The 17,823-nt window shown below is 71.0% G+C and carries 21 protein-coding genes and 1 tRNA gene; 15 read left to right on the top strand and 7 right to left on the bottom strand.

Going from position 1 to position 17,823, the window contains the following annotated elements:
• Nucleotides 1-6: 6 nt before the first annotated feature.
• Nucleotides 7-375, bottom strand: coding sequence for a hypothetical protein (locus IEZ25_RS15790; protein WP_191200400.1), 369 nt, complete (start codon nt 373-375; stop codon nt 7-9).
• Between IEZ25_RS15790 and IEZ25_RS15795 the strand changes: the two genes are divergently transcribed.
• On the top strand, nt 374-1,276 hold the full coding sequence (locus IEZ25_RS15795; protein ID WP_191200401.1) for a helix-turn-helix domain-containing protein: 903 nt from the start codon (nt 374-376) through the stop codon (nt 1,274-1,276). The two genes, IEZ25_RS15790 and IEZ25_RS15795, sit on opposite strands and share 2 nt — an antisense overlap.
• A 17-nt stretch (nt 1,277-1,293) precedes the next feature.
• Here IEZ25_RS15795 and glgX read toward each other — a convergent pair whose 3' ends face one another.
• Nucleotides 1,294-3,474 (bottom strand): glycogen debranching protein GlgX, encoded by a 2,181-nt coding sequence (glgX, locus tag IEZ25_RS15800; protein ID WP_191200402.1) that lies wholly within the window; start codon nt 3,472-3,474, stop codon nt 1,294-1,296.
• Between the two features lie 85 nt (nt 3,475-3,559).
• Between glgX and IEZ25_RS15805 the strand changes: the two genes are divergently transcribed.
• From IEZ25_RS15805 to IEZ25_RS15825, 5 genes are all read left to right on the top strand, one after another.
• On the top strand, nt 3,560-4,336 hold the full coding sequence (locus tag IEZ25_RS15805) for an enoyl-CoA hydratase/isomerase family protein (RefSeq protein WP_191200403.1): 777 nt from the start codon (nt 3,560-3,562) through the stop codon (nt 4,334-4,336).
• 48 nt (nt 4,337-4,384) lie between these two features.
• A complete protein-coding gene (locus IEZ25_RS15810; RefSeq protein ID WP_191200404.1) occupies nt 4,385-4,687 on the top strand; it encodes a hypothetical protein in 303 nt (100 codons plus the stop codon).
• Nucleotides 4,684-5,358: an Ig-like domain-containing protein gene (locus IEZ25_RS15815; protein WP_191200405.1), complete on the top strand. Its 675-nt coding sequence runs from the start codon at nt 4,684-4,686 to the stop codon at nt 5,356-5,358. Before IEZ25_RS15810 ends, IEZ25_RS15815 begins: the two co-directional genes overlap by 4 nt.
• A gap of 155 nt (nt 5,359-5,513) precedes the next feature.
• Nucleotides 5,514-6,296 (top strand): electron transfer flavoprotein subunit beta/FixA family protein, encoded by a 783-nt coding sequence (locus tag IEZ25_RS15820; protein WP_425572748.1) that lies wholly within the window; start codon nt 5,514-5,516, stop codon nt 6,294-6,296.
• Nucleotides 6,297-6,326: 30 nt separating this feature from the next.
• Nucleotides 6,327-7,280, top strand: coding sequence for an electron transfer flavoprotein subunit alpha/FixB family protein (locus IEZ25_RS15825; protein ID WP_191200407.1), 954 nt, complete (start codon nt 6,327-6,329; stop codon nt 7,278-7,280).
• Between the two features lie 134 nt (nt 7,281-7,414).
• On the opposite strand, the gene IEZ25_RS15830 is transcribed toward IEZ25_RS15825, so the two are convergent.
• Entirely contained in the window at nt 7,415-8,914 is a 1,500-nt protein-coding gene (locus IEZ25_RS15830) for a lysyl oxidase family protein (protein ID WP_191200408.1), read from the bottom strand.
• 56 nt (nt 8,915-8,970) lie between these two features.
• On the opposite strand from IEZ25_RS15830, the gene IEZ25_RS15835 reads away from it, so the two are divergent.
• The 8 genes from IEZ25_RS15835 to rocD all read left to right on the top strand — a co-directional run bounded on the left by IEZ25_RS15835 (nt 8,971) and on the right by rocD (nt 14,124).
• A complete protein-coding gene (locus IEZ25_RS15835) occupies nt 8,971-10,221 on the top strand; it encodes a glutamate-5-semialdehyde dehydrogenase (protein WP_191200409.1) in 1,251 nt (416 codons plus the stop codon).
• 33 nt (nt 10,222-10,254) lie between these two features.
• Nucleotides 10,255-10,401, top strand: a complete 147-nt coding sequence (locus IEZ25_RS15840; RefSeq protein ID WP_191200410.1) for a hypothetical protein — start codon at nt 10,255-10,257, stop codon at nt 10,399-10,401.
• Between the two features lie 8 nt (nt 10,402-10,409).
• Nucleotides 10,410-11,048 carry a nicotinate-nucleotide adenylyltransferase gene (nadD, locus tag IEZ25_RS15845; RefSeq protein ID WP_397184180.1) on the top strand — a complete coding sequence of 213 codons (639 nt, stop codon included), beginning with the start codon at nt 10,410-10,412 and terminating at the stop codon, nt 11,046-11,048.
• Nucleotides 11,045-11,404, top strand: a complete 360-nt coding sequence (gene rsfS / locus IEZ25_RS15850) for a ribosome silencing factor (protein WP_191200411.1) — start codon at nt 11,045-11,047, stop codon at nt 11,402-11,404. Before nadD ends, rsfS begins: the two co-directional genes overlap by 4 nt.
• Nucleotides 11,405-11,411: 7 nt before the next feature.
• Entirely contained in the window at nt 11,412-12,041 is a 630-nt protein-coding gene (locus IEZ25_RS15855; RefSeq protein WP_191200412.1) for a histidine phosphatase family protein, read from the top strand.
• Complete coding sequence (locus IEZ25_RS15860) at nt 12,038-12,508, top strand: DUF4112 domain-containing protein (protein WP_318152271.1); 471 nt, start codon at nt 12,038-12,040, stop codon at nt 12,506-12,508. Before IEZ25_RS15855 ends, IEZ25_RS15860 begins: the two co-directional genes overlap by 4 nt.
• An 83-nt stretch (nt 12,509-12,591) precedes the next feature.
• Nucleotides 12,592-12,667: transfer RNA gene (locus IEZ25_RS15865), tRNA-Ala, on the top strand.
• Nucleotides 12,668-12,873: 206 nt separating this feature from the next.
• Nucleotides 12,874-14,124 (top strand): ornithine--oxo-acid transaminase, encoded by a 1,251-nt coding sequence (rocD, locus tag IEZ25_RS15870; protein ID WP_191200414.1) that lies wholly within the window; start codon nt 12,874-12,876, stop codon nt 14,122-14,124.
• On the opposite strand, the gene IEZ25_RS15875 is transcribed toward rocD, so the two are convergent.
• From IEZ25_RS15875 to IEZ25_RS15890, 4 genes are read right to left on the bottom strand one after another with little or no spacing between them, the layout of a single operon-like run.
• The gene (locus IEZ25_RS15875; protein WP_191200415.1) at nt 14,111-14,398 is read right to left on the bottom strand and encodes an ankyrin repeat domain-containing protein; all 288 of its coding nucleotides are present in this window, start codon (nt 14,396-14,398) and stop codon (nt 14,111-14,113) included. The genes rocD and IEZ25_RS15875 overlap by 14 nt on opposite strands.
• Before the next feature lie 3 nt (nt 14,399-14,401).
• A complete protein-coding gene (locus tag IEZ25_RS15880; RefSeq protein WP_191200416.1) occupies nt 14,402-15,163 on the bottom strand; it encodes an SDR family NAD(P)-dependent oxidoreductase in 762 nt (253 codons plus the stop codon).
• 9 nt (nt 15,164-15,172) lie between these two features.
• A complete protein-coding gene (locus IEZ25_RS15885) occupies nt 15,173-16,423 on the bottom strand; it encodes an MFS transporter (RefSeq protein ID WP_191200417.1) in 1,251 nt (416 codons plus the stop codon).
• Nucleotides 16,420-16,959, bottom strand: coding sequence for an ArsR/SmtB family transcription factor (locus IEZ25_RS15890; RefSeq protein WP_224749083.1), 540 nt, complete (start codon nt 16,957-16,959; stop codon nt 16,420-16,422). Before IEZ25_RS15890 ends, IEZ25_RS15885 begins: the two co-directional genes overlap by 4 nt.
• A gap of 203 nt (nt 16,960-17,162) precedes the next feature.
• Between IEZ25_RS15890 and IEZ25_RS15895 the strand changes: the two genes are divergently transcribed.
• A complete protein-coding gene (locus IEZ25_RS15895) occupies nt 17,163-17,672 on the top strand; it encodes a DUF4870 domain-containing protein (protein ID WP_224749084.1) in 510 nt (169 codons plus the stop codon).
• Nucleotides 17,673-17,823 lie beyond the last annotated feature (151 nt).

Genomic DNA, 17,823 nt, shown 5'->3' on the forward strand with positions numbered 1-17,823 from the left:
CCCGGCTCAGCCGAAGGTCAGCCAGAGCCCGACCAACGTCGGGAGGACGCCCAGCACCAGCCAGGGCGACAGGACGCGCCTGCCGTGGATCGCGCAGAACGCGGCGACCGCGAAGGAGCCGAAGACCCCCGCGATCACGTTGAGCCCGACCTTCGAGGAGGTCGGTGCGTCGTCCAGCATCACGGCGGCCACGACCAGGCCCACGACGAGGTGCAGGATCGTGGTCACGGCGAGCACGGACATCACCCACCGCTGCACCTGGGCGAGGTCGCGGGCGTCCTTCTCGGGATCCTGGACGATGGTGCGCGGCGCGTTCATGTCGAGGAGGTGGCCGCGACCCTTCTCCTGACGACGGGACGGAACGCTGCTGGCCATGGGGACATGGTCCCAGAGCCGGGCGGCCGACGGCGTCCCGGGTGCAGACTGCGCAGGTGCGATCAAGCGCGCGGAGCGCCTCCACCTCTCCCGCTTCCACCTCGACCGGGTGGTCTCGGCGGTGGGCGGCGAGCCTCCGGAGCGGCTGCGCCGACGGCTGCTGCTGGAGCGGGCGGCGTACCACCTCGTGACGGGCGACCGGCCGGTGGTGGATGTCGCGTTCGCCGCGGGCTACGGCTCGCACGAGGCGTTCACCCGGGCGTTCGCACGGGAGTACGGCGTCGCCCCGAGCCGCTGGCGTCAGCACCCCACCCGGACCCAGATCGAGGGCCCGAGCGGCGTGCACTTCCACCCGCCCGGCAGCCTCCGGCTGCCGACGTCACGAAAGGTGACCCCGATGGACCTGATGACGCGCATGATCGAGCACCACCTCTGGCTGACCGGCGAGATGCTCGAACGGGCCGCCCGACTCCACGACGAGCAGCTCGACGCCCCCATCGAGGTGCCGATCGGCACGATCGACGACGACATGTCGATCCGGTCGGTCCTCGGCCGGCTCGTGGGCCAGCTCGCCCAGTGGAACGCGGCCGTCTCGCAGCGCTCCTACGACTGGGAGCAGGAGCGCGGCAAGTCGATCACGAGCCTGCGCCGCGAGCTGGGCGAGGAAGGCCCGGCGTTCCTCGCCCAGGTGCGTACGACGGTCGACGAGGGCCGCCTCGACGACACCTTCCTCGACGTGACCTGCGACCCGCCGAGGGTCTTCACCTACGGCGGGATGATCGCCCACGTCCTCACCTTCGCCGCCGTACGCCGCCTCGTCGTTCTGGGTGCGTTCGAGAGCCTCGGGATCACCGACCTCGACGCCGGCGACCCGGCGGAGTGGGTCGCCGAGCCCGTCTGAGCAGGGCGACCGGCCGCTCAGGTCTCCCGCAGCACCAGCACCGAGTGCGCCTGGAGCGACATCGTGCCGCCGGCGGCGACCGGGGTGCCCACGGCGACGTCCCGGTTGGTCGACAGCACGACCTCGCCGCTGTGGACCCAGTGGTTCTCGGGCAGCGTCAGCTCGACGTCGTGGCCCCCTGCGTTGAGCCAGATCATGAAGGACGTGTCGCGGACCTGCTCCCCGCGCGGGCCCGGCGAGCGCAGGGGCGCGCCGTTGAGGAACATCCCGACCGTGCGGATGGAGCTGTCGTGCCAGTCGTCGGTCGTCATCTCGCGGCCGTCGGGGTGCACCCAGACGAGGTCCTTGATCCCGCCCTTGATGGTCGGCCGGCCCTCGAACCAGTGCCGCTGGCGCAGTGCCGGGTGCTCGCGACGCAGCCGCAGGGCGGTCTTGGTGATCTCGTAGACGTCGAGCCAGGCGTCGTCGGGACGCCAGTCGATCCACGAGGTCTCGTTGTCCTGGCCGTAGGCGTTGTTGTTGCCACGCTGGGTCCGGCCGCGCTCGTCGCCGGCGGTGAGCATCGGCACGCCGCTGGAGAAGCACAGGGTCGCCATCAGGTTCGCGGCCTGGCGACGGCGTACGGCGATGATGGCCTCGTCGTCGGTCTCGCCCTCGACGCCGTGGTTCCACGACCGGTTGTTGTCGGTGCCGTCGCGGTTGTCCTCGCCGTTGGCCTCGTTGTGCTTCTCGTTGTAGGACACGAGGTCGCGCAGGGTGAAGCCGTCGTGCGCGGTGATGAAGTTGACCGACGCGTAGGGGGAGCGGCCGTCGTCGGCGTAGAGGTCGCTCGACCCGGCCAGCCGCGTGGCGACCGTGCGCACGCCGCCGGAGTGGCCGCGCCAGAAGTCGCGCATCGTGTCGCGGAACTGGTCGTTCCACTCGACCCACGGCGGCGGGAACTCGCCGACGCGGTAGCCGTCCATCGACGCGTCCCAGGGCTCGGCGATCAGCTTCACGTGCCGCAGCACCGGGTCCTGCCCGATGGCGGTGAGCAGGTGGCTGCCCATGTCGACGACCTGGTCGGTGCGGGTGATGGCACTCATCAGGTCGAAGCGGAAGCCGTCGACGTGCATCTCGTTGACCCAGTAGCGCAGCGAGTCGAGGATCAGCCGCAGGCTCTGGGTGTGGGTCGAGTCGACGGTGTTGCCGCAACCGGTGACGTCCCAGTAGGTGACCGGCTCCGGCTCCTCGCCCTCCTCGGGCGCCGGCGGCACGACGCGCTGGTAGTAGCCACGGTCGTCGAGGCCGCGGAAGCACAGCGTCGGGCCGCGCGGGCCGGCCTCGGCGGTGTGGTTGTAGACCACGTCGAGGATCACCTCGAGGCCGGCGGCGTGGAAGGCCTTCACCATCTGCTTGAACTCGGTGACCTGCTGGCCCCGGTCGCCGGCGTGGGAGTAGGCGTTGTGCGGGGCGAAGAAGCCGAGGGAGTTGTAGCCCCAGTAGTTCACCAGCCCCTTCTCGGCCAGCGGCGGCTCGGAGAAGAACTGGTGGATCGGCAGCAGCTCGACCGCCGTGACGCCGAGGTCGCGGAGGTAGTCGGTCACCGCGGGCGTGGCGAGGCCGGCGTACGTGCCGCGGAGTGCCTCGGGCACCCGGTCGTGCAGCGCGGTCATGCCCTTGACGTGCATCTCGTAGATGACCGTGTCACGCCAGCGCCGGGCGGGGGAGGTGTCGCCCTCCCAGTCGAAGTCGTCATGCACGACGACGCTCCGCGGGACGTACGCCGCCGAGTCCAGGTCGCTGATGGTCGCCGGGTCGCCCTTGGTGTAGCCGTAGATCGCGGCGTCGACGACGAGGTCGCCCGAGACGGCCCTCGCATAGGGGTCGAGCAGCAGCTTGGCGGCGTTGAAGCGCAGACCGGCGGCGGGGTCCCACGGTCCGTGGGCGCGGTAGCCGTAGCGGGTCCCCGGGCGCAGGCCCGGCAGCGCACCGTGCCACACGCCCAGCGAGTGCTCGGTGAGCCGGTGGCGGACCTCGGTGCCCTCGTCGTCGAAGACGCAGACCCACACCGCCTCGGCGGCTGGTGCGTAGACGGCGAAGTTCGTCGACTCCTCCGACCACGTCGCACCGAGCGGTTGGTTGCGGCCGGGCCAGACCTCCATGGTCTCGCCGTCGTGCTTCCACACAGTCGTCTCGGGGGGCGTCACGCGGGTCATTGTGGTGGAGGGATCCGCGCACGGCACAATGCGGCACGCAGACCCGTCCAGCCGACCACGCCGCAACCGCCGCTGAGGAGCCACCATGGAGTTCGTCTCGATCGAGGTCACCGACGGAGTCGCCGTCCTGCGCCTGGACCGCCCCAAGATGAACGCGATCAGCGTCCAGGTGCAGGCCGACCTGCGCGAGGCCGCGGCCGAGCTCACCGAGCGCGACGACGTCCGCGCCGTCGTCCTCTGGGGCGGCGAGCGCGTGTTCGCCGCCGGCAACGACGTCAAGGAGATGGCCGACCTCTCCTACGCGGAGATGGTCAAGGTGGCCACGTCCGCCACCTCGGCCACCGCGGCGATCGCCGGGATCCCCAAGCCCGTGGTCGCGGCGATCAACGGGTACGCCCTGGGTGGCGGCTGCGAGCTCGCGCTGGCCGCAGACCTGCGGTTTGCCGCCGAGGACGCGGTCCTCGGCCAGCCCGAGGTGCTGCTCGGGATCATCCCGGGTGCCGGCGGCACCCAGCGCCTCACCCGGCTGGTCGGGGTGCCCACGGCGAAGGACCTGATCTTCACCGGGCGCTTCGTCAAGGCCGACGAGGCGCTGCGCATCGGCCTGGTCGACCGGGTCGTCCCCGCCGACCGGGTGCTCGAGGAGTCGGTGGCCTACGCCGCCCAGTTCAGCGGCGCGGCCGCGCTCGCGATCCGCGCGGCCAAGGAGTGCATCGACCGGGGGAGCGAGGTCGACCTCGCCACCGGTCTGGAGATCGAGCGTCAGCAGTTCGCGGCGGTCTTCGCGACCGAGGACCGTACCCGCGGCATGACCTCGTTCGTTGAGAACGGACCGGGCAAGGCGACCTTCGTCGGTCGCTGAGCCCGCAGGTCCAGGCAACCACCGGAGACGACGAAGGAGAACGGCACTGTGGGAACGAAGATCCGGGCGACCGTGGCCCAGCTCCTGTGGCTGGCGTGCGCGCTCGCCGCGCTGGTGCTGGCGGTCGGTGCCCTGCTGGTCGCCCTGGACGCCAACCGGTCCAACGCCCTGGTCGGCTTCGTCCTCGATGCTGCGAACCTCGCCGACCTCGGTGTGTTCTCCCGGGTCGACGGGATCAAGCAGTTCCGCGGGCAGGGCGCCGACGTGAAGAACGCGCTCTTCAACTGGGGTCTCGGAGCGGTGGCGTGGCTCGTGGTCGGCCGGGTCCTCGACCGGATCATCAAGCCGTGAGCACACGGCGCCTGCTCGCCGGCTCCCTCGTCGTCCTCACGACGGGCGCGGCCGGGCTGGCGCCGCCCGCCGCCGCGGCCGTCTCGACGACGTCGACCTCGCTGGTGCTCAGCAGCACGCGCTCGACCTACGGCCAGACCGTCACCGCCGCGGCCTCGGTGACCTCGACCGCGGAGCCTGCGGTGGGCGCCGTCTACTTCTCGGTCGACGGGGTGGCCTTCCGGGCCAACGTCGCCGCCACGGGCAACGCCACGCTGGTGCTCCCTGCCGCGGACGTCGGGCAGCACACGGTCACCGCCACCTTCGTCCCCCAGCTCCCGGACAGCCAGCAGGGCAGCACCTCGTCCGCGCAGGCGTGGACGGTCGACCGGGTGCGCACCCGGCTCGAGGTGCGGGTCACGGGGCGCGGCGCCCGGATCCCGACCTCGGTCCGGGTGCGGGCCGCCGGCGAGTACGGCAGCCGGCCCACCGGTCGGGTGCGGGTCGTCCTCAAGCGGGCCGGCACCCGCGGCACCACCGTCGACTCGCAGGTGCTGGCCCCGGACGGGGGCGTGGAGACCCGGCTCGGCACGCTCCCCCGTGGCCGCTACCGCGTCACGGTGACGTACGCCGGGGACGGCCGGCACCTGCGCGAGAGGCGCGTCCAGTGGTTCCGGGTGGTCAAGCGGTGACGTCGGGGGACCGCGACCGACCGTGACAGTGTCACTGTGAGCGACCACACCCCGGTCGCCGTTCCGGTCCGGGGTGAGCGACTTGTAACCTCGCCAGCACATCCCAATGCACAGGAGGGGCCGCAAGGCCACACGCCATGAACATTGTTGTCTGTGTGAAGCACGTGCCGGACGCCACGGCCGACCGCAAGTTCGAGGACGACAACACCGTCGACCGCGTCGGGGTCGACGGCCTGTTGTCCGAGCTCGACGAGTACGCCGTGGAGCAGGCGCTCCAGTTCCGCGAGAAGCGCGAGGGTGAGGAGATCACCGTCACCGCGCTGACCGTGGGCCCGGAGAAGGCCGTCGACGCGGTCCGCAAGGCCCTGCAGATGGGTGCCGACTCCGGCGTCCACGTCAGCGACGAGGCCATCGCGGGTTCGGACTACCTCGCGACCTCGCTGGTCCTGGCCAAGGCGATCGAGAAGATCAAGGCCGACGCCGGTGCTGATCTGGTGATCTGCGGCATGGCCTCGACCGACGCCTCCGGGTCGGTCGTGCCGGCCATGGTCGCCGAGCGCCTCGGCCTCCCGCAGGTCACGCTGGCCTCGGTGGTGGAGTCGCAGGGCGACCAGGTCCGCATCAAGCGCGACAACGAGGGGTCGACCGAGGTCATCGGCGCGACCCTGCCGATCGTGCTGAGCGTGACCGACCAGTCGGGCGAGGCCCGCTACCCCTCTTTCAAGGGCATCATGGCCGCGAAGAAGAAGCCGCTGGAGACCTGGTCGCTGTCCGACCTGGGTGTCGACGCCGGCGAGGTCGGTCTGTCGGTCGCCTACTCGCAGGTCGAGTCGACCGAGGCCCGCCCGCCGCGCACCGCCGGCGAGATCGTCACCGACGAGGACGGCTCGGGCGCCGGCGCGCTGGTCGAGTTCCTCGCTTCGAAGAAGTTCATCTGAGCCGGCTGCTGAGACTGGGGAGAAACAGACATGTCTGAGGTTCTTGTTGTCATCGACCACGCCGACGGCGAGGTCAAGAAGCCGACCTTCGAGCTGCTGACGATCGCGCGCCGCCTGGGCGAGCCGTCGGCGGTGTTCTTCGGCTCGCCCGACCAGGGTGACGCCGTGGCGGAGAAGGTGAAGAAGTACGGCGCGGCGAAGGTCTACGTGATCGACGACGCGCAGATCAAGGGATTCCTCGTCGCGCCGAAGGCCGAGGCGCTGCAGCAGCTGGTCGAGAAGACCGGCCCTGCCGCGGTCCTGCTGCCCTCGTCGTTCGAGAACAAGGAGGTCGGCGCCCGCCTCGCGATCAAGATCGGCTCGGGTCTGATCACCGACGCCGTCGACGTCGCGGACGGTGGTGTGACCACGCAGAGCGTGTTCGCGGGCAACTTCACCGTCCAGGCGAAGGTCACCACCGGCACCCCGATCATCACCGTCAAGCCGAACTCTGCCGCTCCGGAGGAGTCCGAGGGTGCCGGTGCGGTCGAGGCGTTCGCCGCGACCGTGTCGGACGCCGCGAAGGGTGCGCAGATCGTGGCCACCCAGCCGCGCCAGTCGACCGGTCGCCCGGACCTGACCGAGGCCGCGATCGTGGTCTCCGGCGGTCGTGGCACCGCTGGGAACTTCGAGCCGGTCGAGGGCTTCGCGGACAGCATCGGTGCGGCCGTGGGCGCCTCGCGTGCCGCGGTCGACTCGGGCTGGATGCCGCACGCGTTCCAGGTCGGCCAGACCGGCAAGACGGTCTCGCCGCAGCTCTACGTCGCCAACGGCATCTCGGGTGCGATCCAGCACCGCGCGGGCATGCAGACCTCGAAGACCATCGTCGCGGTCAACAAGGACCCGGAGGCGCCGATCTTCGAGCTCGTCGACTTCGGGGTGGTCGGCGACCTCCACGCCGTCCTGCCCGCCGCCACCGAGCAGATCACGGCTCGCAAGGGCTGAGCAGCCTCGCACGACCACGACGCCCCGGCAGGATGACCTGCCGGGGCGTCGCGCATCTGGAGCCGGTGGGTGCGCACGCGCGAGAACGCAGGGGACCACGACACGCGGACGCGGTCCCCGACGACCTGGTCGCGTCAGCCCACGTGGGTCCGGTAGAAGCCGTCCGGCTCGACGATGTCACCGACGGGCGCGGCCCTCACCCATCGCTTCGCGCCCTGCCCGCCGATGCGGATCCGGCGGTCGGCCACGTTGTTGGTGGTGTCGGACTCGGTGAGGTTGCGCTCGGGGTTGCCCTCGACGCGGATGTAGTAGACCCCGTTGGGGAGGTCGCCGATCTTGAAGGCCTGCCCGGCGCGGTACTGCGCGTAGGTGTCGCCGGAGCCGGCCGCCAGCACCTCCCGGATCGAAAGGGCGCCCTCGTCGCCGCACGCGGTGGCGAGGTCGGTGTTCTCCGGCTGCCAGTCGGCGCCGGGCACGGTGTAGTCGACCGCGTCGGTGTTGGCGAGGCAGAACGACTGCTTGCGCGACTTGGACACGTAGTTCTTCTGGGCGTCGAGCAGGTCGTAGCGGGCGAAGTCCTCAAAGTGCCAGTGGTTGTGGTTGGCGTGGTGGAACTCCATGGTCCCGACCTGCTGGTAGCCGGTCTGGTTGCCGTCGGTGTCGAAGAAGTACTGGTAGGCGTCCATGATCTCGGCGCCCTTGCGGCGGAAGCCGTCGATCACCAGCGGGCTGTCACCGGCGTTCCACACGGTCGCCGAGAAGCGGAGCGTGGTGCCCTTGCCGTTGAGCTGGATGCCGAAGGCCGGCAGCGAGCGCAGGTCGGGGACCGGTCCGGCCACCCGCCCCGCGGACCGCTGGGTGGGACGGGTGCCGGGCGTACGCGCGTGGTGGCCCGTGGTGGGGGCGGGCCTGCCCTCCATGCCCTCGCACCCCTCGACGCAGGCGTCGGTGACCGTGAGCCGGGTGGTCGCGCTGGCGGTCTCCTCGGTGAGGCCGAAGGCCGGCCAGAACTTGCGCGCGACCCGGCTCTCGACGACGTAGCGGCCCGGGTCGAGGTCGAAGGGCCGCAGCCCGGAGGACTCGAACACGCTGGAGGCCCATCCCTGCTGCACGCCCATCACCGAACCCACCGTGTAGGGGTTGTAGGGGCAGTAGCGGGGGTAGGGCGAGGTCGGTGCGGCCGCCGGCTGCACCCGCTCGCCGGTGCTGTTGAGGCACGTCGTGACCGTGCGGTGCACCAGGGGCTTGCTGCTGCCCGGCTTCCGGATGTCCAGGACGATGAAGCCCTTGAGCCCGGAGAAGTCCTTCAGCGATCCCGCCGGCAGCGGCGTCGTCCCGGCCGAGGTCCGCAGCTCCGACGTGATCGGCTGGTCGTAGGACGCGCGGTGCGACCAGATCTCGACGTCGGAGCCCGTCGCCACCACCCGCAGACCGAGCGAGGGGTAGACCTTGCCGCCCTCCGAGAAGGCCTCGAGGCGGTCGGGGGCGAAGAGCTCGATCGCGCCCTGGGCGGCGGCACGCGGGTGGGAGGCGGCGGGTGCCGACGAGGCGGCGGGAGCCGCGACGGCGGCTGCGAGTCCTGCGGTGGCGAGCCCGAGGCCGGCCAGTGTCGAGATGAGGGCACGAGGGGTCATGTCCACTAGACGCGCACCACGGCGACTTGGTTGCCACCCGGCCTACCCTCATCTGCATGAGCACCGAGGAGTCCGTCCGCGAGGTGGCCGTCCGGGCCAGGGCCGCGAGCCACGAGCTGGCCACGGCGACCCGGGCGACGAAGGACGCAGCCCTGCACGCGATGGCCGACGCCCTGCTGTCCGACGCGTCGGCGATCCTGGCCGCCAACGCCGAGGACGTCGTGCGTGCGGAGTCCGGCGGCACGCCGGCCAACATCGTCGACCGGCTGCGCCTCGACCACGACCGCCTCGAGGGGATGGCGCAGGGGCTGCGCGACGTGGCCGGGCTGCCGGACCCGGTGGGGGAGGTGCTGCGCGGCAGCACGCTCGCCAACGGGCTCGAGCTGCGCCAGGTCCGCGTGCCGTTCGGCGTCGTCGGGATGATCTACGAGGCGCGCCCCAACGTCACCGCCGACGCGGCCGGGATCTGCCTCAAGGCGGGCAACGCCGTGCTCCTGCGCGGCTCGTCCAGCGCACGATCGAGCAACGCCGCGATCGTCGAGACGATGCGCGGCGCGCTGGCGGCCGGCGGACTGCCGGAGGACGTCGTACAGCTCGTGCCCGGCGACACCCACGACAGCGTGAAGGCGCTGATGCGCGCCCGCGGGCTCGTCGACGTGCTCATCCCGCGTGGTGGCGCCGGCCTCATCCGCAGCGTCGTCGAGGAGTCGACGGTGCCGGTGATCGAGACCGGCGTCGGCAACTGCCACGTCTACGTCGACGCCTCGGCCGACCTGCAGCAGGCGCTCGCGATCGTGATGAACTCCAAGACCCACCGCACGAGCGTGTGCAACGCGGCCGAGTCCCTGCTCGTGCACGAGGACGTCGCCGACGAGTTCCTGCCGCTGGTCGTGGAGGCCCTGCAGGCGGCGGGAGTGCTCGTCCACGGAGACAGTGCCTTCGCGGAGTACGACGACGTCGTGCCGGTGACCGACGAGGACCACGCGGCCGAGTTCCTCGGCCTGGAGATCTCCGCGGCCGTCGTGGCCGACGTCGAGGGCGCGATCGACCACATCCGTCGCTTCTCCTCGGGCCACACCGAGGCGATCCTGGCGCGCGACCAGGCCACCATCCGGCGCTTCGTCGCGGCGGTCGACTCGGCGGCGGTCATGGTCAACGCGTCCACCCGCTTCACCGACGGCGGCGAGTTCGGGTTCGGCGCCGAGATCGGCATCTCGACCCAGAAGCTGCACGCCCGGGGGCCGATGGGCCTGCCCGAGATGACCTCGAGCAAGTACGTCGTGGTCGGCGAGGGCCACGTGCGGTGAGGTCTCCCGAGCGCAGGCGATAGGATCGAGCCCATGCTGAACACCCTGACCATCCTGGCCGCCGAGGCGGAAGCCGAGGGCTCTGCCACCCCCTACCTCGTGGGGGGCGGCATGCTGATCCTGCTCCTCGTGCTGCTCATGGCCGTGGTCTCGTTCGGCGGCGGGCGCGAGCACAGCTGAGCCGGCCGATCTCCGTGACTGACCCTGCGGTCGGACGTCGCGTCGGGGTGATGGGTGGCACGTTCGACCCGATCCACCACGGCCACCTCGTCGCCGCCTCCGAGGTCCAGGCCTGGTTCGACCTCGACGAGGTCGTCTTCGTGCCGACGGGCGACCCCTGGCAGAAGAGCGACCGCGACGTCACGGAGGCCGAGCACCGCTACCTGATGACCGTCGTGGCGACGGCGGCCAACCCCCGCTTCAACGTCTCCCGCGTCGACATCGACCGCGAGGGCAAGACCTACACCATCGACACGCTGCGCGACCTCAAGGCCGAGATGCCCGACGCGGAGCTGTTCTTCATCACCGGCGCGGACGCGCTCGCCGACATCTTCACCTGGCGTGACGCCGACGAGCTCTTCGAGCTCGCCAACTTCGTCGGGGTCACCCGGCCGGGCTACGCCATGGACCCCGAGGCCCTGGCGAACATCCCCTCTGACAGGGTCACCATGGTCGAGATCCCGGCGCTCGCGATCTCGTCGACCGACTGTCGCTCACGCAAGCGCCGTGGCGAACCCGTCTGGTACCTCGTGCCCGACGGCGTCGTGCAGTACATCGCCAAGCACGACCTCTACGCATCACCTGCAACCAGCAAGGACACCGCATGACTGCCACCGACCACGCCATCGAGCTCGTCGCCGTCGCGGCGCAGGCCGCCCACGACAAGAAGGCCGAGCAGGTCCTCGCCTTCGACGTCAGCGACCAGCTCGCGATCACCGACGCCTTCGTGCTGGCGAGCGCCAGCAACGAGCGCGCGGTCGGCGCCATCGTCGACGAGGTGGAGGACAAGCTGCGCGAGTCCGGCGCCAAGCCCATCCGTCGCGAGGGCCACAAGGAGGGACGCTGGGTGCTGCTCGACTACGGCGAGATCGTCGTGCACGTCCAGCACGAGGAGGAGCGCTCCTTCTACGCCCTCGAGCGCCTGTGGAGCGACTGCCCGCTCATCCCGCTGACGCTCACGTGAGCCGACGGTGACCCGTCGGCTCGTCCTCCTGCGCCACGGGAGGACGGCGTGGAACCGGTCCCTGCGCGCGCAGGGGCACGCCGACGTCCCGCTCGACGACGAGGGTGAGGCGCAGGCGAAGGCCGTGGCGCCTGCGCTGGCCGCGATGCGGCCGGTCGCACTCTGGTCCTCCGACCTGGCCCGCGCAGCCGGCACCGCACGCCGCGTCGCCGATGAGGCCGGTCTCGACCCGGTGCTCGACGACCGGCTCCGTGAGTTCGCCGTCGGCACCCACCGCACCGGCCTGACGCTGGAGGAGTACGCCGATCAGCACCCCGTCGAGCACGCCGCGCTCGTCGCCGGCGACATCGCGGCCATCCCGGGCCGGGAGTCCGACGCCGACGTGCTGGCGCGCTTCCTGCCCGCCCTGACGTCGTACGCCGAGGGGCTGGCCGACGGCGAGACCGGCATCGTGGTCTCCCACGGTGCCGCGATCCGCGTCGCGGTGCCCGCCTTCCTGGGCTGGCCGCCCGGCGTCGACCAGACGCTGGGGGTGCTCGACAACTGCGGATGGGTCGAGCTCGAGCACGCGGCCGGCACCTGGACGCCGGCCGAGGCGCGCTGGCGGCTGAGGGCCTGGAACCGCGTGACCTCGTGAGCGAGCGCGCCCGCGAGGTCGACGTACGCCTGAGCCGGCAGGTGGCCCGGATCATGGACGACGCGGTCACGGTCCCGGGCACCCGGGTCGGGGTGGGGCTCGACGCGCTGATCGGCCTGGTGCCGGGGATCGGCGACGCGCTCGGCAGCGCACTGTCCGGCATCCTGGTGCGCGACGCCATCCGGGCGCGCGTGCCGATGCCGGTCCTCGCGCTCATGGGCCTCAACCTCGTCGTGGACGCGCTGCTCGGGCTCGTGCCCGGGGTCGGCGACCTCCTCGACGTCGCCCACCGGGCCAACCGCAAGAACTTCCGGCTGCTGGTCCGCGAGCTCGACAAGGAGCCCATGCGCGAGCCGCCGAGCCCGGCGTACGTCGTCGGCGCGGCCGCCCTGATGCTCGTCCCGCTGCTCGCCGGCGTGGCAGCGGCGGTGCTCGGCATCTGGCTCATCTGGCGACTCCTCACCTGACGCCGGACCCCGATTTCACCTCCGCGCGGGCGTCGGCTAGTGTTCTCGGCGTTGTCCTTCCGGCTCCACGGAAGGGCGATGTTGGGGCTGTGGCGCAGCTGGTAGCGCATCTGCATGGCATGCAGAGGGTCAGGGGTTCGAGTCCCCTCAGCTCCACCAACCAGAAGGTCCGGCGCTCTGCGCCGGACCTTCTGTCGTTCTGTCGTTCTGTCGTTCTGTCGCTCCACATGCCACACGTGTCCGAGATGTTGTCCTCGGATCGGCGGTCGAGGGGCGGCATCGCGGACACGTGTCGAAGGACCGCCCGAGAAGGGCTCGGCCCTCGTCGGCTCCACGATTCCGGTGACCGGTGGCACCATGTGCCCATGACCGCGAACGACGTCTCCACCAGCACCGGCTCGGACACCGCGCTCGAGGGCACCGCCGCCCACATCGAGGCCACCGAGCGCTGTGCGGCGCACAACTACCACCCGTTGCCGGTGGTGCTGTCGGAGGGTGAGGGTGCGTGGGTGGTCGATGTGGACGGCAAGCGCTACCTGGACTGTCTGGCGGGGTACTCGGCGTTGAACTTCGGTCATTCCAACGAGCGGTTGGTGGCGGTGGCGCGTGAGCAGCTGGGTCATCTGACGTTGACGAGCCGGGCGTTCTTCAACGACAGGTTGAGCGGTTTCGCGCAGGCGCTGACCCGGTTGACGGGCAAGGACATGATCTTGCCGATGAACTCGGGTGCTGAGGCCGTCGAGACGGCGATCAAGGTGAGCCGCAAGTGGGGCTATGAGGTCAAGGGTGTGCCGGCCGGGCAGGCGTCGATCATCACGATGGAGGGCAACTTCCACGGCCGTACGACGACGATCGTGAGCTTCTCCGACGACGACGTCGCGACCTCTGGCTACGGGCCGTTCACGAGTGGGTTCCGCAGCGTGAAGTACGGCGATGTCTCCTCGGTGGCCGCGGCGATCGACGACACGACGGTGGCGGTGCTGTTCGAGCCGATCCAGGGTGAGGGTGGTGTGGTGATGCCGCCGGAGGGGTTCCTGCGCGACCTGCGGGCGCTGTGCACCGAGCGGAACGTGCTGATGGTGGCTGATGAGATCCAGTCGGGTCTCGCGCGGTCGGGGCGGACGTTCGCGTGTGACCACGAGGACGTGGTGCCTGACATCTACATCCTGGGCAAGGCCCTCGGTGGGGGGATCTACCCGGTGTCGGCGATCGCGGCCGACCGTGACGTGATGGACGTGATCACGCCGGGTTCGCACGGTTCGACCTTCGGGGGGAACCCGCTGGCTGCGGCGATCGGGACCGAGGTCGTCGCGATGCTCGAGGAGGGCACCTTCCAGGCCCGTTCGGCCGAGATCGGTGAGCTGCTGCGGACCGGGTTCGAGCCCCTCATCGGCCGGGGCCTGTCCGACGTACGCGTGCGGGGTGCGTGGGCGGGGATCGACATCGACCCCACGCTGATGTCGGGTCGTGAGATGTCCGAGGCGCTGATGGTGCGGGGGATCCTGGCCAAGGACACCCACGGCTCCACGGTCCGGTTCGCGCCGCCGCTGGTGGCCAGCGACGACGACATCGCCGGCCTGGTCGCCGCGGTCGCCGAGATCCTCAGCGCGGGCTGAGCCGCTCCACCACGCGCTCCAGTCCGGCCGCGCGTGCGGCCTGCAGGGGCGTCATCGCCTCCAGCGGGCTGGGCAGCGTCGGCGACGCACCCCGGTCGAGCAGGAGGAGGGCGACGTCCTCGCGGCCCTCCTCGACAGCCGCGACGAGAGCGGTGGACTGCAGCTCGGGATGGATGAAGTCGACGTCCACGCCGGCGTCGAGGTGGTGCTCGACGAGGTCGACGTCGCCGGCGAACGCGGCGGCGAAGAACGCCTTGTAGTCCCCGTGCGACATGGCTCAGGCGATGGTCAGGCCGCCGTCGACCGGGATCATCTGCCCGGTGACGTAGCCGGCGGCGTCCGAGGCCAGCCAGACCGCGGTCGCGGCCAGCTCGCGCGGGTCGCCCTTGCGCCCCGCGGGCACGCGCGCCATGACCGTGTCGAGGTAGCCGTCGGGGTAGGAGTCGGTCATCTCGGAGGCGAAGAAGCCCGGCGCCAGCGCGTTGACCCGGATGCCCTTGCGGCCGGTCCACTGCTGGGCGAGATCTCGGGTGAGACCACCGAGGCCGGCCTTGGAGGCGGCGTACGCCGCCTGCGGGAGTCCGCCGGTGGTGATGCCGAGGATGGAGGAGATGTTAATGATGCTCGACCCGGGCTGCATCACCCTTCCGCAGGCCTGCGCCATCCAGTAGCAGCCGTTGAGGTTGACGTCCACGACCGAGCGGAACTGGTCCGGGGTCTCGCGCGTGGCCGGCACCGCGGTGCCGACACCGGCGTTGTTGACGAGCACGTCGACCCGGCCGAACTTCGCCATCGCCTCGTCGACGAGCCGCTGGCACTGCTCGGGGTCGGCCACGTCGGTCTCGACCGTGTGCACGCGACGGCCGGTCGATCGCACGGAGTCGGCGACCCGCTCGAGCCTGTCGACGCGCCGCGCACCGAGCACCACGTCTGCCCCCGCCTCGGCGAAGCAGTGGGCGAAGGCGACGCCCAGTCCGCTCGAGGCGCCGGTGACGATGACGACCCTGTCGTCGAGACGGAACTGGTCGAGGACTCCCATGGCGGGACCCTACGGCGTGGCGGTCGTCATGTCCTGCGCCGGGGCGTGGGGGGCTCGCTGGAGGGTGCGCACCGAGCGGGAGCAGAGGACGAGCCCGCAGATGGCGACGTACGCCACCCCGGAGGCGACGAGCACCTCCTCGTTGCCGAGGAGCTCGCCGAGCGGGCCCCACAGCAGCTGGCCGATCGGCATGGCGATGAAGGAGCCGAGCATGTCGTAGGAGTAGGCGCGGGCCAGCATGTCGTCGTCGATGTTCTCCTGCATCGCGAGTGCCCAGCCCATCGAGAACACCTCGATGCCCATCCCGCCGACGAAGGCGGCGGCCACGAGGGCGACGACGACCGGTTCGATGCCGAGCATCAGCATCGGCAGGGCCATCGCCGAGATCGAGGCCATGCCCCACAGCAGGGGGCGCTCGAGCCGGAAGCGCAGCAGGACCACCGCCATCACGAGCAGCCCGAGGGCCTCGGCGGACAGCACGAACCCCCAGGCCTGACGGCCGATCGTGTCCTCGGCCACCACAGGACCGAGCGTGAACAGGGCTCCGTTGTGGATCATGTTGAGACCGCCGAAGCCGAGCACGACGACCCACAGCCAGGTGACGCTGCGGAAGAACGTCCAGCCCTCGCGGAGGTCCTGCCAGGTCGAGGTGGCCTCGGCCTTCGCCGGCTTCGGCGGGATCCTCACCGGCGCGAGCAGGACCGCGGCGGCGACCCAGGTGAGGGCATCGACGGCGAGCGCCCAGCCCGGACCGGAGGTCACCACGATGAAGGCACCGAGGGAGGGGCCGAGGACGGTCAGACCGTTGCGGGTCAGCGACAGCAGGGCGTTGGCCTGCTGGAGGGCCTCGCGCGGGACGAGCTGGGGCACGAGCCCGGCCATCGCGGGCATCGAGACGGCCGAGACGGCACCGTGGGCGGCGGCCAGCACGATGATCATCCAGAGCTCCGCGGTCCCGGTGAGCACCAGCACCGCGATCGCCCCCTGGGAGAGCGCCGAGAGCACGTTGGAGACCTGCAGGACCACCGCGCGCGGGAAGCGGTCCGAGATCACGCCGCCCCACAGCAGCAGCAGGATCATCGGGATCGTGTGCGCGGCCAGCACCTGACCGATCGCGATCGCGCGGCCGTCGATGTCGAGCACGGCGAAGGTCAGCGCGATGTTGGCCATCATCGCGCCGAGGGTGTTGACCAGGCGCGAGGAGAAGTACCAGGCGAAGTTGCGCTCGGCGAGCGGAGCGAGGGAGGCGGACCAGCTCACGAGGTCTCCGTCATGACGAATCCCTGGCTCGAGGCGCTCACGTGGATCGCCCCCTCGGTGCCGGGCGGCACGGCTCGTTCGTGCAGCAGGTTCATCGCGGCCGACACGGCGTCCATGGCCTCGCTCCAGACCTCGGGCGCGACCCAGGTCTCGATGTCCGCCGACGTCCCGGGTCCGCGGGTGGCGCTGGCCAGACGACGGACGATCTCGCTGTGGGTCGCGGTCTGCCACGCGATCCGGTCCTCGGTGGAGGAGCGCGGAGTGCCCGGACGATCGGGATCGCCGCCCACGCGGTAGCGGTAGCGCTTGGCCATCCCGCCGCGGATCTTGTCCTCGCTCTCCACGACCAGCTCGCCGGCCTCGTGCAGCACCCGCAGGTGGTACGACGCGTTGGCGTGCGTGAGCGCGAGGGTGCGGGCCACCTCGGCCGCGCTCATCGCCTCCGCGGTCAGCAGCGACAGGATGCGCAGCCGCACCGGGTGGGCGACCGAGCGCAGCGCGGAGACCGCGCGCGGGTCGGTGAGCTCTCCGGTCAACGTCGTACCTCCCCAAGAGTTCTTGGGGAGTGAGTCTGACGGTCGCGCCGCAGATCGTCAACCAGCTTCGCGAGCCCGCCGTGGTGGCCCGGAAGCACCCCTGACGCGACCCTGGCTCGACCCCGGAACGGGATGAAACGACGGCGGCGACGTGCTTGGCTTGAGGCACACGCAGGGCACCCGGCCCACGAGGAGTGAGTGAGATGTCCGACCAGTACCCGAACTACCCGCAGAACCCGATGGACCCCGCCTACCAGGCCTACGAGGCCGAGCGCGCCCAGCGGGCGCAGGGAGACGGCGGCTACGCCAGGCCCCAGCCGACCGGCGGCGCCGGCATCTCGCCCGACGAGGAGCGCACCTGGGGCGCGCTCAGCCACGCCGGCGCCCTCGCCGCGATGATCTTCTCGGTCGGGTTCCTGGGCTTCGTGGCCTCGATCGTGGTGTTCGTCCTCTACAAGGACCGCGGCCCGTTCGTGCGCGCGCACGCCGCCAACTCGATCAACGTGCAGATCACCATGTTCATCTGGTGGCTGGTCGTCGGCGTCCTCTACGTCGTGCTCGGCGTCCTCACCCTGGGCATCGGCTTCTTCGTGTTCCTGCCGGTGCTCGCCGCGCCGCCGGTGATCGCCGGCGTCATCCACGCGATCGGCGCGTGGAATGCCTACCAGGGCGAGTGGTGGAGCCCGCCGCTCACCGCGCAGTTCGTGAAGTGAGCGTCCTGCTCGGGCCGGACCCCCAGGTCCGGCCCGAGCGCGGTAGCATGTGGCCATGCGGTCGCAGATCCTGCTTCTTCGACAGCCGCGCTGACTCACCGTCCAGGCAGTCACCGCGGCCACCCCTCCATGCGTGAGGGGTTTTTTCATG

This window comes from Nocardioides hwasunensis, assembly GCF_014779665.1.
GTDB classification, from domain to species: Bacteria; Actinomycetota; Actinomycetes; order Propionibacteriales; family Nocardioidaceae; genus Nocardioides; species Nocardioides hwasunensis.

Bases quoted from the DNA above. Each gene is read 5' to 3' on its own strand.
- IEZ25_RS15795 (WP_191200401.1), top strand. From the start codon at position 374: ATGGGGACATGGTCCCAGAGCCGGGCGGCCGACGGCGTCCCGGGTGCA.
- IEZ25_RS15790 (WP_191200400.1), bottom strand. From the start codon at position 375: ATGGCCAGCAGCGTTCCGTCCCGTCGTCAGGAGAAGGGTCGCGGCCAC.
- glgX (WP_191200402.1), bottom strand. From the start codon at position 3,474: ATGACCCGCGTGACGCCCCCCGAGACGACTGTGTGGAAGCACGACGGC.
- IEZ25_RS15805 (WP_191200403.1), top strand. From the start codon at position 3,560: ATGGAGTTCGTCTCGATCGAGGTCACCGACGGAGTCGCCGTCCTGCGC.
- IEZ25_RS15825 (WP_191200407.1), top strand. From the start codon at position 6,327: ATGTCTGAGGTTCTTGTTGTCATCGACCACGCCGACGGCGAGGTCAAG.
- IEZ25_RS15830 (WP_191200408.1), bottom strand. From the start codon at position 8,914: ATGACCCCTCGTGCCCTCATCTCGACACTGGCCGGCCTCGGGCTCGCC.
- IEZ25_RS15835 (WP_191200409.1), top strand. From the start codon at position 8,971: ATGAGCACCGAGGAGTCCGTCCGCGAGGTGGCCGTCCGGGCCAGGGCC.
- IEZ25_RS15840 (WP_191200410.1), top strand. From the start codon at position 10,255: ATGCTGAACACCCTGACCATCCTGGCCGCCGAGGCGGAAGCCGAGGGC.
- rsfS (WP_191200411.1), top strand. From the start codon at position 11,045: ATGACTGCCACCGACCACGCCATCGAGCTCGTCGCCGTCGCGGCGCAG.
- rocD (WP_191200414.1), top strand. From the start codon at position 12,874: ATGACCGCGAACGACGTCTCCACCAGCACCGGCTCGGACACCGCGCTC.
- IEZ25_RS15875 (WP_191200415.1), bottom strand. From the start codon at position 14,398: ATGTCGCACGGGGACTACAAGGCGTTCTTCGCCGCCGCGTTCGCCGGC.
- IEZ25_RS15880 (WP_191200416.1), bottom strand. From the start codon at position 15,163: ATGGGAGTCCTCGACCAGTTCCGTCTCGACGACAGGGTCGTCATCGTC.
- IEZ25_RS15895 (WP_224749084.1), top strand. From the start codon at position 17,163: ATGTCCGACCAGTACCCGAACTACCCGCAGAACCCGATGGACCCCGCC.